The sequence below is a fragment of the Nocardia sp. CDC159 genome, assembly GCF_023740735.1.
Classification (GTDB): Bacteria; Actinomycetota; Actinomycetes; order Mycobacteriales; family Mycobacteriaceae; genus Nocardia; species Nocardia pulmonis.
Map to the genome: position 1 here is coordinate 323,214 of NZ_JAMRXH010000002.1, position 13,150 is coordinate 336,363.

Below are 13,150 nucleotides of genomic sequence, written 5' to 3' on the forward strand. Positions count from 1 at the left end.
GCGGCCGATCGCCGCTTCGCTAGGACAGTCCGGAGGCGGGCCGCGGCGCCGGCCGGCCGGTAGGGCGGCCGTTCGGGCGTGGGGCGCGGCGAGAATCCATCAGGAAGTACAGGGCGGCCTTGCGGCGCGGACACTGATCGGTGGGGCAGCTGCGGTGGATGTGCAAGATGTTGTGAGCCTGCTCGACGGTGAGGTGCCGGGGCACCACCGCGCAACTGTCGAAGACGGGTGCCATGCGGTGCTCCATCCTGGTCGTGCGTACAGTGTGGCGCGTCACACAATTTTCCGGCCCTCGGGCGGGGAGATCGGCCTGCTCCGCTCGACGCCGTAAATAAGCCACAGTGGTGTGTGTTTCCGATTCGGTTGCCGGGTAAACCAGGAGAATTGTCGCGGTCGCGAGGTAAATGCCGCGCGCGCCGCCCACCAGCGCCGAAACCGAGCGGTCCGCGAGGGCCACGGGAGGCGGCCGCTACGTCGGCTGTCGCAGGTCGCGGGCGGTGCGGCCGATGCGAGGTGAGCCGAGCGGAGATGCGCCCCGCGGTGTCCGGGGGCCTCGACACCGTGCCCGGAGTGTCTCTCGCCACAGCCCGGCGGCCGCCTCGGCTCGCGACTTGCCGCGGCTGTGGTTCGGATCATTTCGGCGGGCATTTCGGAATGGTCGCGGAATTCGTGAAACCGGATAACCGAAAGTGGCCGGAATATCTCGGTTCCGGAACGCCCGCGCGCCCGGTTTCGCCTGACTACTGTCTATCCCCGGGGGCCCGATCCCGCTCCCGCTCGAGCCGACGTCGAACGGACAGGAGCACGCGTGGAACAGAAGAACCGTGAGATCGAACCCGATGCCGTGTGGCACCGCAGCGGCGACGGCGCGGGCGGCGTCGAGGTGGCCTTCCTCGCCAGCGGCAATATCGGCCTGCGCGACGCCAAGAACCCGGACGGCCCCACCCTGATCTTCACGCCCGGCGAGTGGCGCGCCTTCGTGGCGGGCGCCAAGGATGGTGAGTTCAACCGGCCTGGGACGTAAAGCGTTCGACGCCTACGCCCGGTGCCGTTTCCTGGTCCCTGGCTCACGCCCCCAGGGCGGGAGCCAAGGAACTCCACGACCCGTGCAGCGTGTCCTGCCAGTACGACCACGAATGCGTCCCCACCGGACTGTGGTCGACGCGTGCCGGAATGTCCATACCGCGCAACCGCTGCTCGAATGCCGTCACACAGGCGTCGACGCCCGCCTCGATCGGCCCGCCGAAGAAGATGTTCTCCGGCAGCTGCGGTTTGATCTCCGCCTCGTGCGGCCCCGGAATGCCGGTCCCGGTGGACAGGTAGATCGTCTTGCCGCGCAGGCGATCCGCGAGCAGGGCCGGATCGTGTTCGGCCCAGGCCGGACTGCCGGGCGGACCCCACATATTGGCCGGATCGCCGCCTCGATTGGCGATGGAGAACAGCATCGCGCCCTGCGCCAGGCCCAGATCCGGACATGCGCTGTACCCGGCGACCGCGCGATAGCGGCCCGGATGACGCGCGGCCAGGACGAAGGCCGCGATCCCGCCCATGGACAGCCCGCCGATCGCGTTCACGCCGTTGCCCGCGAACGCGGCATCGATGATCGGCGGCAGTTCGCGGGTCAGGAACGTCTCCCAGCGGTAGCGGCCGAAGCGCGGATCGTCGCGCTGCCAATCGGTGTAGTAGCTGGCCTGGCCGCCCAGCGGCAGCACCACATTGACGTTCTTGCCCGCGAAGAAGTTCTCGGCGTCGGTGGCATTGGTCCAGGTGCTCTGCCCGGTCCCCGGATCCAGGCCGTCGAGCAGATAGTAGGTGGGCCGCGCGCCGCCGCCCGGCGGATGCAGCACCTGCACCTGCACGGCGCGGTCCATGGCGGGCGAGTCGATGAGGACCGCCGACCGCCGCGGGCCGAGGTCGTCGATCCGGACGATCCGGGCCGCGCTCGCCCCGGGCACCGGGCCGGACAACGGAGCCCCGACGCCCAATGTCACCGCTAGCACAACTACAGCAACGGCTCGAACACGCATCTCCCCACCTCCATCAGCCCCATCAAATACGCATTCAACGTAGCTCAGACGGGGCTTTTCAGGCGGTGGTGTGATCGTTTAGCAATCGTTCAGCGCTCGGCGCGTTCCAGCGCCCCGCGGATCGAGGCCGCCAGATAGTCCAGATCGGCGCGCGGGGGCGTGGTCGGCCGCCCGCGCAGCCCGAAACCGTCGCCCGGGGTGCGCGGGATGACGTGCAGGTGCACGTGGAACACCTCCTGACCCGCGGTCACGCCGTCGGCCAGAAAGAAGTTCACACCGTCACAGTTCACCTCGGAGGACCGCAGCGCCGCCGCCAGCCGCTGCCCGACCTGGAACAGCTTGCCGCCGATCGCCGGATCGAGTTCGGACAGGCTGCGCGCGGGCACCTTCGGAATCACCAGCAGATGTCCGGGCGTCATCGGCCGAATATCCATGAACGCCAAGACGTCCTCGTCCTCGTACACCTTCGACGAAGGTGCCCGCCCGGCGACGATATCGGCAAAGATCGTGTACGGGTTCATCTTCCGAGAACTACAGGATCGGCGACGGGGTGTAGCGCGCGGCCTCCGGATTCGCCGCCACCAGCTTCTGCACCTGGGCGATGACATCCGAAACCTGCGCCTGCGCCGCGCCGATGAACACCGACTTGTCGGCCAGGGCCGCATCGAGATCGGCGCGCGAGAGCGGCAGGCGCTCGTCGGCGGCCAGGCGGTCCAGCAGATCGGGTTCGCGACCCTGTTCGCGCATGGCCAGCGCGACCGCGACCGCGTGCTCCTTGATGACCTCGTGCGCGGTCTCGCGGCCCACCCCGGCGCGCACGGCCGCCATCAGGATGCGGGTGGTGGCCAGGAACGGCAGATAGCGGTTGAGTTCGCGATCGATGACCGCCGGATACGCGCCGAATTCGGCGAGCACGGTCAGGAACGTCTCCATCATGCCGTCGACGGCGAAGAAGGCGTCCGGCAGCGCGACCCGGCGCACCACCGAGCAGAACACGTCGCCCTCGTTCCACTGCGCCCCGGCCAGTTCCGCGGCCATCGACGCGTAGCCGCGCAGCACCACCTGCAGGCCGTTCACCCGCTCACAGGAGCGGGTGTTCATCTTGTGCGGCATGGCCGAACTGCCCACCTGGCCCGGCTGGAAGCCCTCGGTGACCAGTTCGTGCCCGGCCATCAGCCGCACGGTGTGCGCGAACGACGAAGGGCCCGCGCCGATCTGGACCAGGGCGGAGATCACATCGTGGTCCAGCGACCGCGGATACACCTGGCCCACGCTGGTCAGCACGGTGGCAAAGCCCAAGTGCCGGGCCACCTTCTGTTCGAGCTGTGTCAGTTTGCCCGCATCGCCGCCGAGCAGATCGAGCATGTCCTGGGCGGTGCCCATCGGACCCTTGATGCCGCGCAACGGATATCGGTCGATCAGCTCCCGCAGCCGGGCCAGCGCGATCAGCAGTTCGTCGGCGGCCGAGGCGAATCGCTTGCCCAGCGTGGTCGCCTGGGCGGCCACATTGTGCGAGCGACCGGCCATCACCAGGCTCTGATATTCGGCGGCCCGCTCCGCCAGCCGCGCCGCCACCGCGACGCCGTGCGCGTGAACGTGTTCGAGCGAGAGCCGGATCTGCAGCTGCTCCACGTTCTCGGTGAGATCGCGGCTGGTCATGCCCTTGTGGATGTGCTCGTGCCCGGCCAGCGCGTTGAACTCCTCGATGCGCGCCTTCACATCGTGGCGAGTCACCCGCTCGCGCTCGGCGATCGAGGCGAGGTCGACCCGCTCGAGTACCCGCTCGTAGTCCTCCACCACGCCCGCGGGCACATCCACACCCAGCTCCGCCTGCGCCCGCAGCACCTCCAGCCACAGCCGCCGCTCGAGCACGATCTTGTGTTCGGGCGACCACAGCCGGACCAATTCCGGACTGGCGTAGCGGGTGGCGAGGACATTGGGAACGAGGCTCACGAGCAGCCAGTTTAGTGGGAGTAGGGCGGGCCTCCGGAGTCGGAGGTCACCGGGCGGCCGCGGCCCCCGTCGGCGCCCGCGCCGATCGGTTCCGGGCCGCGGGCGGGCGGGGCGATCACGTCGATCAGCTCCAATAGCGCGCCCCGCGCGACCCGGCGCGGTTGCGGGTCCTGTTCGGTCAGGGCGGCCACGACCGCCCCGTCGACCACCGCGACCAGTCGGCGCAGCTGTTCGGTCCGTACCACCCGATCGGACCGGCGCAGCACATCGGCCAGCAGCTCGTCGAGCTGGCTGCGTAGTCGCAGTTGCACCTCGCGTAGTTCGGGATGGCGCGCCGAGGCCACCGAACGCTCGTAGCGCGCGATCAGGCGGCCCCGCTCGTCGTGCCCGTCGGCGCCGACCAGCAGGTCCAGCACCAGGTCGACGGTCGCCTCGGCGCCGCGGCGGCGGTGGGTCACCTCGCCCACCCGCCTTCGCATGGCGTCCAGTTCGGCGTTGCCGCTGAATTCGACCGCGCGCGCGATCAGGTCCTCCAGCGACTCGAAGTAGTAGGTCGTCGACGCCAGCGGCAGGTCCGCGCGCGTGGCCACCGAGCGGTGCCGTACGGCGTCGAAACCACCTTCGAGCAGCAATTCGGCGGCAGCCGCAACCAGGGCCTGGCGACGCCGTTCGCCTTTCGGGGTCGTCGCGGTGATCACCGTGTCATCGTGCCAGTCGTCATCGGTTCATCCGTACCAAATCGGTGCGATCAATGCGGAAATCCAGTTCGCCGGAGGCAAACATCGGAGGGTGTTGAAATCACAACCTACGTTTTTCTACCCCATCCCGGCGCGCTGAGTGGGCGAGAACGGAAAGTCTTTGCGGGACAGTCCGGCTCAGGGCTCGAGATACCGACCCAACCGGACCAGCGCCTCCTCGATGTCGGCGGTCGCACCCGCGAACGAGATACGGACCGTGTGGTTTCCATTGACGGTGTCGAAATCGACGCCCGGCGCCAGGGCCACGCCGGTGTGCGCCAGCAGATCCGCGCACCAGCGCGTCGAATCGTCGGTGAGATGGGCGATATCGGCGTAGGCGTAGAAGGCGCCATCGGCGGGGGCCAGATCGGTGATGCCCAGTTTGGGCAGGCCCTCGAGCAGCAACGCGCGATTCTCGGCGTAGCGGCGGACGTGGCCGTCGAGTTCGGCCCTGGCCTCCGGGCCGAAGGCGTGCAGCGCGGCGTACTGCGAGATCGCGGGCGGGCACACCGTCATATTCGAGGCCAGCCGCTGCAGGGCGGGGCGTAGCCGGGGCGGGGCGAGCATCCAGCCCAGCCGCCAGCCGGTCATCGAGAAGTACTTCGACACCGAGCCGATGACGACCGCCTCGCGCGAGGTCTGCCAGGCCGAGGAGGTGGATTCGGTATCGATGCCCGGATAGACGATCCCGTGGTAGATCTCGTCGGAGATCAGCAGCGTCCCGTGTTCATCGCACCAGCGGGCCAGGGCGGCCAGTTCGGCGGGGGCGATCATGGTTCCGGTGGGGTTGGCCGGGCTCGCGACGATCAGGCCCGCGGGCGGTTCGGGCAGGGCGTCGAGCATGGCGACCGTGGGCTGGAAGCGGTGCTGCGGGCCGCAGTCGAGTTCGATCACCCGGCAGCCCAGGGCGGTCAGGGTGTTGCGATAGGCCGGATAGCCCGGGCGCGCGACGACCACGGTGTCGCCCGGATCGAAGGCGGCCAGGAAGATCAGCGTGAACGCGCCCGACGAGCCGGTGGTGATCACCACGTCGTCGGCGTGGACGTGGTAGCCGTAGGTGCGGATGTGATGCTCGGCGATGACCTGGCGCAGCGGCAGAATGCCGAAAGTCTCGGTGTAGCCCAGCAATTCGGCGTCCAGCGCGGTCTTGGTGGCCCGCAGCACCGGAACCGGGGCGGGGGTCGAGGGCTGTCCGGCGGCCAGTACGAGCACATCGCCGTGGGTACGGGCGCGCTCGGCGGCCGCCTTCCAGACATCCATGACGTAGAAGGTGGGCACGGCCGATCGTCTGGATTCACTGCGCACCTCGACGACGGTAGAACACCGGCCGCCGACGCGCCCGGGGTATTTTCCGCCATTCCTGAGACGACTCTGAGTTCTGCCCGGGTGCTCTGCCACTTGGGCAATCGTCCTGTTATCGTCGGCAGAATGCCTGACCAGGCACGCCGCGCGAAGCCGTACGAGGGGGGTTGGACCGTGATCCGGCCCGACTGGCGCAGCGAGTTGCGGCGGTCCCGGCACGAAGCGGGCCGGGAACACCAACCGGGCTCACGGCGCGGCCGTGGGTGGGTGGCGCATGCGCGACGTCTGGTCGCACAGGCTCGAATCCTGGTCCGGCGACTGGCGGCCGTGGACTGGCGCGAATACGCGCGCCGCGACTGGCGGGCCTATGCCCGCGAACAGTGGCCGCCGTTGCGGGCGTGGCTGTTCCAGCATCGCGTGCTGCTCGCGGGCCTGCTCGCGATCGCCCTGTTCGCCGCCGCCGACACCATCGCGCCCCGGCCGGTGGACGGCTCACCCCCGCCCGGAACCGCGCAGCGCGTGCCCGTCGCCTACCCGCTGCAGGTGCGCGCGCCCGCGGAGTCGAGCAGGCGCTTCCTCAATGCCATCAACAACGGCGAGCGGCTGCGCGAGGCCCAGGTCGTCGCCGCGGCCGCCCGCGCCACCCTCGAACGCGCCAAGGCCGAGGCCGCCGCGGCGGTGGCCGGTGAGGCGCAGCCCTGGATCAACGGACCGGTCACCACCCTGCCCGGCGCGATCCTGCCCAATATCGGTGGTTTCGTCCTTCCCGCACGTGGCGTGTTCACCTCCGGTTACGGACAGCGTTGGGGCACGTTCCATTGGGGCATCGATATCGCCGCACCCATCGGCTCCCCGATCTACGCGGTCGCCGACGGCGTCGTGATCGACGCCGGACCCGCCCAGGGGTTCGGCCTCTGGGTTCGGGTGCGCCACAACGACGGATCCGTCACCGTCTACGGCCACATGTACGACTTCTCGGTCTCGGTCGGCGAACGCGTCCGGGCCGGACAGCAGATCGCCCGCGTGGGCAACCGCGGCGACTCCACCGGACCGCATCTGCACTTCGAGGTCCTGGTGGGCGGGCGGCACGTCGATCCCCAGCCCTGGTTGGCCTTGCACGGCCTCAGACTGGGCTGAGCGCGCTAGACCCGGGCCGGGATGGAGATGCGGTCCTCGACGGCGGCCAGGGCGATATCGGTGCGGTAGTGGCTGCCGGGAAGTTTGATGCCGCGGATGCGGTCGTAGGCGCGGGTACGGGCCTCGGTGAGGTCGGCGCCGGTGGCGACGACGTTGAGGACCCGGCCGCCGGCGGACAGCAGGGCGCCGTCGGCCCGCAGCGACGTACCCGCGTGCAGCACTTCGGTATTCGGCTCGGCGGTGTCGGTGCCGGAGATGACGTCGCCGGTGCGGGGGCGGGCGGGGTAATTCTCGGCGGCGAGGACCACGGTGATCGCCGAGCCGTCCTTCCAGCGCGGCCGCTCGGCCTGGGCGAGGGTGCCGGTGGCGGTGGCGTGCAGCAGCGCGCCGAGCGGGCTGTCCAGCAGGGCCAGTACGGCCTGGGTCTCGGGATCGCCGAAGCGGCAGTTGAATTCGACCACGGCGGGTCCCGCCTGGCCGATCGCCAGCCCGGCGTAGAGCAGGCCGGAGAACGGCGCGCCGCGCCGGACCAGTTCCGCCGCAACGGGTTCCACCACCTCGGTGACGATTTCCTCAACCGTCGCCGCGGGTAACCAGGGCAGCGGGGTGTAGGCGCCCATACCGCCGGTATTGGGTCCGGTATCGCCGTCCCCGACGCGCTTGTGATCCTGCGCGGGCAGCAGCGGCACCACGGTCTCGCCGTCCACCAGACAGAACAGCGACACCTCGGGCCCGTCCAGGAACGACTCCAGCAGTACCGGATGCCCCTGCTCGAGAAGTTCGGCGCCGTGATCGCGGGCGGCGGAGCGGTCGGCGGTCACCACCACGCCCTTACCCGCGGCCAGCCCGTCGTCCTTCACCACCCAGGTCGGCCCGAACCGATCCAGCGCGGCATCCAGCTCACCCGGATGGTCGACGACCTCGCTGTGCGCGGTGCGCACCCCGGCCGCGGCCATCACATCCTTGGCGAACGCCTTCGAGCCCTCGATCCGGGCCGCGGCCGCCGACGGTCCGAAGCAGGCGATTCCGGCCGCGCGCACCGCGTCGGCGATGCCGAGCACCAGCGGCACCTCGGGCCCGATCACCACCAGATCGGCCTCGAATTCGCGGGCCAGCCCGACCACCGCCTCGGCACTGCACGGATCGACGGGCCTGATCTCGGCGTGCTGGGCGATCCCGGGATTACCGGGCGCCGCGCAGATCGCGCGCACCCCCGGGTCCCGGCGCAGGGCTTCCACGAGGGCGTGTTCACGGGCTCCGGAACCGATGACGAGTACGCGCACGCACGACAGCTTAGAAGACTGTGTTTATGGCCTTCGCTTCGCTCCGGCGTGTTCGCGGCTGTGTTCGATTGCCGCTCCTTCGTCGCGGCGTGTTCGCGGGGCCTGCATGTCTCGTCGGGCTCGCTCCGCTGTGGTCGCGTCGGGGCGAGGACTGCCGGGATTTCGGGTACCTAGACTCGGGGCATGGCTTCTGTATTCAGCGCGATCATCGCCGGTCAGCTGCCCGGGCGGTTCGTGTGGGAGGACGACGAGTTCGTGGCGTTCCTGACCATCGCACCGATCACCCAGGGGCATACGCTCGTCGTGCCGCGCAAGGAGATCGATCAGTGGCAGGACATCGATCCCGGCACGTTCGCGCGGCTGAACGGGGTGGCGCAGAAGATCGGCCGGGCGGTTCGGGCGGCCTGGTCGGCGCCGCGGGCGGGCCTGCTCATCGCGGGACTCGAGGTGCCGCATCTGCATGTGCACGTCTTTCCGGCCTTCGAACTGGGTGATTTCAATATTTCTCAGGCCGAGCAGGATCCGAGCAAGGAATCCCTGGACGAGGCCCAGGAGAAGATCAAGCAGGCCCTGCGGGATCTGGGCTACGGAGCGAATGTTCCTGACTGACTTCGTCAGGCCGCTACGTCGTGCGCGGCAGCCGCACGGTGAAGGTGGTGCCCGCGCCGACCGCGCTCGATACCGACACCGTGCCGCCGTGCGCGTCGACGAGGGCCTGCACGATGGACAGGCCGAGCCCGGTGCCGCCACTGTCGCGGCTGCGCGAGGTGTCGGTGCGGTAGAACCGCTCGAAGATCCGCTCGGCCTGTTCCGGCGGCAGGCCCGGGCCGGTATCGGCGACCTCGACCAGCACGTCTTGCGCGGCCGGGGTCAGCCGCACCGTCACCGCCGCGCTGGGCGGGGTGTGGATGAGGGCGTTGTTGACCAGATTCGCCAGCACCTGCCGCAGCCGCGCCTCGTCCCCGGGGACCTCCAACGTCCCACTGCCGGGCCGGATTTCGAGATCGATCGGCCGCGCGGGCCCCTCCGGCCGCTGGGCGGCGGCGACGGCCCGCGCATTGTGCACGGCATCGCTGGCCAGCGCGAGCAGATCCACCGGCCGCCGATCCAGCGGCCGTTGCGCGTCCAGCCGCGCCAGCATGAGCAGATCCTCGACCAGCAGGCCCATCCGAGTGGACTCGCGCTCGATCCGGTCCATGAACATCGCCGGATCCGCCAGCGCCCCTTGCCGATACAGCTCCGCGAAACCCTTGATCGTGGTCAGCGGCGTGCGCAGCTCATGGCTCGCATCGGCGACGAACCGGCGCATCTTCGCCTCCGAGCGCCGCGCCGCCTCCTCGGATGCCTCGGTCGTGGCGAAGGCGTGCTGGATCTGGGTGAGCATGCCGTTGAGCGACTGCGAGAGCCGGTCCACCTCGGTATTGGTGCCCTGCACCGGAACTCGCCGATCCAGATCACCCCCGGCGATGGCCGCCGCCGTCTTCTCCACCTCGCGCAGCGGCCGCAGGCTGCCCCGGATCACCAACTGCGCCACCACCGCCAGCGCCGCCAGCACCAGCGCGCCGACCACCACCTCGAGTCCGATCAGCCGATCGACGATGTTCTCGGTCTCGGTGAGCCGCTGCGCCACCACCGCGGTCCCACCCTGCGGGGAGACGATTCGCACGGCCCGCCAGTGCAGATCGGGATCGCCGACCGAACCGACCGTGCGCGGACGGCGGTCGAGATCGGCGGGAATCTCCGGCAGATTCCGATCCGGACCCTCCACCCGGACCAGACTTCCGTTGGGGTCCTTGACGTTGACATAGAACGGCATGAAGCTGCGGTCCATGCCCGGCCGCGGCGGTGGCGGCGGCCGATTGGGATCGGCCGCACCGTGCGCGACCTGAACGATCTGCCGGTCCACGCTGTCGAGCAGCACGCGCTGCATCGCCGAGGTCACCGCGACCCCGGACACCAGCAGCCCCAGCGCCGCCAACGACACCAGCGCGACGACCAGCGTCACCCGCAGTGGCACCGACGCCAGGCGATGGGTGAGCGCCCGGCGCATCCCGCTCATGTGGCCGACGACCTGCTGCGGCTGGGAGCGCGCATCACGTAGCCGACGCCGCGCAGCGTGTGGATCAGCCGGTCCGGGCCGGTATCCACCTTCTTGCGCAGATACGACACGTAGGTCTCGACCACGCCGACCTCGCCGCCGAAGTCGTAGCGCCAGACGTGGTCGAGGATGCGCGGTTTGCTCAGCACCGTGCCCGCGTTCACCATGAAGTACCGCAGCAGGGTGAACTCCGTCGGTGACAGCGACACCGGTTCGCCCGCCTTCCACACCTCGTGGGTGTCGTCGTCGAGCTCGATGTCCTCGAACCTCAGCCGCGACGATTTGCGTTCGGCCAGCGCATGACCGGAGCGGCGCAGAATGACCCGCAGCCGCGCCACCACCTCCTCCAGGCTGAAGGGTTTGGTGACGTAGTCGTCCGCACCCAGGGTCAGCCCGGTGACCTTGTCCTCCACCTCGTCGCGGGCGGTCAGGAACAGCACCGGCGCATCGATCCCATCGGCGCGCAGCCGCCGCAGCAACCCGAACCCGTCCATCCCCGGCATCATGACGTCGACGATGAGCGCATCTGGCCGGAACGTCTTGGCCCGGTCCAGCCCCTCGGCCCCATCGCCCGCGGCGGCCACCTCGAACCCCTGATAGCGCAGGCTCACCGACAGCAGCTCGACGATCATCGGCTCGTCATCGATCACCAGCACCCGAGCCTCGGGCGTCCGATCCGGCACACCGTTCATGCCGACCATCGTCCACCCCATACGGGACAGCTCGCTGAGCCTTCGCTGGGAGTTTCCTGGGAACGGCCTACCGAGCCCTGAACGCAAAGGTCCTCGTCACCGGATGACGAGGACCAATCGCGGAGCCCCCTGTCAGGATCGAACTGACGACCTTCGCTTTACAAGAGCGGTGCTCTACCACTGAGCTAAGGAGGCGAAAACCGCGCCAATCATAGCCGGGGGCATCGGCCGTGGGGAAAGCCGCAGCTCGCCCGCACAGCCGTTGCTCGCCCGTGCTCGCGCAGTATCGGTACTACCGCGGGGTCAGGACTGCGCGGCCTGACGGGCCGCGTCGTCGGCGGCCATCGCGTCACGCAGGCTCTTGGGCCGCATGTCGGTCCAGTTCTTCTCCACGTACTCGACACAGGCGGCGCGGCTGTCCTCGCCGAACACCACCCGCCAACCGGCGGGGACCTCGGCGAAAGCCGGCCACAGGGAGTGCTGCTCCTCGTCGTTGACCAGAACGAAGAAGCGGCCGTCCTCGTCGTCGAAGGGGTTGGTGCTCATTTCACCTCACTGGATACTGGCGCTTGGTACGGAAACACTGGGGCGAGCCCGTCAGCGTTGTGTCGACCCTAGCAAGGCCGACGTTACGGGAGGGGAGTTACCTCGGCCCCGCGAAGAAATCGAGCAGGATCTTGTTGACGGCCTCGGGCCGTTCCAGATAGCCGTAGTGCCCGGCGTCGGGGATCTCCTGGTAGCGGGCGTCCGGAATGGCCTCGGCCACCTCGCGGGCCAGATACGGCGGGATCATCCGGTCGTCGGCGAACCCGATCGCCAGGCAGGGCACCTTGATGCCGCGGTAGGCCTGTAAGCGGTCGAAGTCGTGGTCCATCCGCCGCTGCGCGCGGATGCCGGGAGTGACCGGGCCGCCGGTGAATTCGAACAGATCCAGCCAGTCGCGCGCGGCATGCGGATCGGCGAGCGTCGCCGGGGATAGGTTCAGCACCGCGTTGATCGCCGCCTCGTACTTCGGCGGCAGCTTCAGCCCGCTCGCATCGAGCTCGTGCTCGCCCTGCGAGAGCGTCTTCTGGAACAGATCGAGCCGCCCGTGCCCGGCCATGAACACGGCCTTGCGCACCAGGTCCGGCCGGGCCAGCGCGAGTTCCTGCGCCACCCGCGCACCCATCGAGGTGCCCGCCACCAGCGCCGGACCCTCGTCGAGGAATTCGATCAGCGCCGCGGTGTCGCGGACCATATCCTCGATGTGGATGCCGGTCGCGGCCTCGTAGGAGGGCGCGATGCCGCGATTGTCGAAGGTGCAGACCCGGTATCCCGCCGCCAGCAGCGCGGGCACCTGATGCAGGTCCCACACCCGCCCCGGGCTGCCGGTGCCCATGATCAACACGACCAGTGGCGCGGCGCCCTTGGTGTCGGTGCCCTTGGCCTTGTCACCCTTCACCTGATAGTTCAGCGCGATTCCGTTCACCGTGGCCAACGGCATAATGCTGATCCCTTTCCCGCGACATTAGACTCCCCCCACGGTATAGCTTTCCCGGGCTCGGACGTTTCCCCGGTGTCGAACGGGTATTGCGGTTAGGGCGCGGTCGACACCGAGGCGACGGCTCCGGTTCCGCCGCCCGATACCATTGACTTCGCGTAAAGCGTGACAAAACACCCGAGCCGAGAGGACACGATGATGGCCGCGAAGGGCGCCAACGACATCGCGGACGACGACCTGGAACCGCTGGCCGACGAGACCGCCCGGCAGGCCCAGCGCGTGGTGGCCGCCTACGCCTCCGACGCCGACGAGTGCCGCATGCTGCTGTCGATGCTCGGTATCGGGCCGAACAGCCGCAGCGACTAGCGGGTCGCCGTCACCGACAACCGCAGCGGGCCGAGCGACCGGAGGATCCAGTGACCGAAACCCACACCGACAGAG

The 13,150-nt window shown here is 69.3% G+C and carries 15 protein-coding genes and 1 tRNA gene; 4 read left to right on the forward strand and 12 right to left on the reverse strand.

Annotated elements, in window-relative coordinates; genetic code table 11:
* Positions 1-19 precede the first annotated feature (19 nt).
* Complete coding sequence (locus NDR87_RS05225; protein ID WP_251909933.1) at positions 20-235, reverse strand: hypothetical protein; 216 nt, start codon at positions 233-235, stop codon at positions 20-22.
* A gap of 573 nt (positions 236-808) precedes the next feature.
* On the opposite strand from NDR87_RS05225, the gene NDR87_RS05230 reads away from it, so the two are divergent.
* On the forward strand, positions 809-1,024 hold the full coding sequence (locus NDR87_RS05230) for a DUF397 domain-containing protein (protein WP_251909932.1): 216 nt from the start codon (positions 809-811) through the stop codon (positions 1,022-1,024).
* 43 nt (positions 1,025-1,067) lie between these two features.
* Here the strand turns inward: NDR87_RS05230 and NDR87_RS05235 are convergent, their stop codons facing one another.
* The 5 genes from NDR87_RS05235 to NDR87_RS05255 form a co-directional block, all read right to left on the reverse strand.
* Complete coding sequence (locus NDR87_RS05235) at positions 1,068-2,027, reverse strand: alpha/beta hydrolase family protein (RefSeq protein WP_251909931.1); 960 nt, start codon at positions 2,025-2,027, stop codon at positions 1,068-1,070.
* 89 nt (positions 2,028-2,116) lie between these two features.
* Positions 2,117-2,548 (reverse strand): HIT family protein, encoded by a 432-nt coding sequence (locus tag NDR87_RS05240; RefSeq protein WP_251909930.1) that lies wholly within the window; start codon positions 2,546-2,548, stop codon positions 2,117-2,119.
* A gap of 10 nt (positions 2,549-2,558) precedes the next feature.
* Positions 2,559-3,980, reverse strand: a complete 1,422-nt coding sequence (gene purB, locus NDR87_RS05245; RefSeq protein WP_251909929.1) for an adenylosuccinate lyase — start codon at positions 3,978-3,980, stop codon at positions 2,559-2,561.
* Positions 3,981-3,991: 11 nt separating this feature from the next.
* Positions 3,992-4,678: a TetR family transcriptional regulator gene (locus tag NDR87_RS05250; protein WP_251909928.1), complete on the reverse strand. Its 687-nt coding sequence runs from the start codon at positions 4,676-4,678 to the stop codon at positions 3,992-3,994.
* 177 nt (positions 4,679-4,855) lie between these two features.
* Positions 4,856-6,022, reverse strand: a complete 1,167-nt coding sequence (locus NDR87_RS05255; protein WP_251909927.1) for a pyridoxal phosphate-dependent aminotransferase — start codon at positions 6,020-6,022, stop codon at positions 4,856-4,858.
* Positions 6,023-6,145: 123 nt separating this feature from the next.
* On the opposite strand from NDR87_RS05255, the gene NDR87_RS05260 reads away from it, so the two are divergent.
* Entirely contained in the window at positions 6,146-7,156 is a 1,011-nt protein-coding gene (locus tag NDR87_RS05260; protein WP_251909926.1) for a M23 family metallopeptidase, read from the forward strand.
* Positions 7,157-7,161: 5 nt separating this feature from the next.
* On the opposite strand, the gene purD is transcribed toward NDR87_RS05260, so the two are convergent.
* Entirely contained in the window at positions 7,162-8,439 is a 1,278-nt protein-coding gene (gene purD / locus NDR87_RS05265; RefSeq protein WP_251909925.1) for a phosphoribosylamine--glycine ligase, read from the reverse strand.
* A 183-nt stretch (positions 8,440-8,622) separates the two neighbouring features.
* Here purD and NDR87_RS05270 point away from each other — a divergent pair, with 183 nt between their 5' ends.
* Positions 8,623-9,048, forward strand: a complete 426-nt coding sequence (locus NDR87_RS05270) for an HIT family protein (protein WP_251909924.1) — start codon at positions 8,623-8,625, stop codon at positions 9,046-9,048.
* Between the two features lie 13 nt (positions 9,049-9,061).
* Here the strand turns inward: NDR87_RS05270 and NDR87_RS05275 are convergent, their stop codons facing one another.
* The 5 genes from NDR87_RS05275 to NDR87_RS05295 all read right to left on the reverse strand — a co-directional run bounded on the left by NDR87_RS05275 (position 9,062) and on the right by NDR87_RS05295 (position 12,712).
* Positions 9,062-10,498 (reverse strand): HAMP domain-containing sensor histidine kinase, encoded by a 1,437-nt coding sequence (locus NDR87_RS05275; RefSeq protein ID WP_286013109.1) that lies wholly within the window; start codon positions 10,496-10,498, stop codon positions 9,062-9,064.
* Entirely contained in the window at positions 10,495-11,229 is a 735-nt protein-coding gene (locus NDR87_RS05280) for a response regulator transcription factor (protein ID WP_251909923.1), read from the reverse strand. Before NDR87_RS05280 ends, NDR87_RS05275 begins: the two co-directional genes overlap by 4 nt.
* A 123-nt stretch (positions 11,230-11,352) precedes the next feature.
* Positions 11,353-11,424: transfer RNA gene (locus NDR87_RS05285), tRNA-Thr, on the reverse strand.
* A gap of 108 nt (positions 11,425-11,532) precedes the next feature.
* On the reverse strand, positions 11,533-11,775 hold the full coding sequence (locus NDR87_RS05290) for an MbtH family protein (RefSeq protein ID WP_019931522.1): 243 nt from the start codon (positions 11,773-11,775) through the stop codon (positions 11,533-11,535).
* 97 nt (positions 11,776-11,872) lie between these two features.
* Complete coding sequence (locus NDR87_RS05295) at positions 11,873-12,712, reverse strand: alpha/beta fold hydrolase (protein WP_251909922.1); 840 nt, start codon at positions 12,710-12,712, stop codon at positions 11,873-11,875.
* A 192-nt stretch (positions 12,713-12,904) separates the two neighbouring features.
* Between NDR87_RS05295 and NDR87_RS05300 the strand changes: the two genes are divergently transcribed.
* On the forward strand, positions 12,905-13,075 hold the full coding sequence (locus NDR87_RS05300; RefSeq protein WP_251910232.1) for a hypothetical protein: 171 nt from the start codon (positions 12,905-12,907) through the stop codon (positions 13,073-13,075).
* Positions 13,076-13,150: the final 75 nt, after the last annotated feature.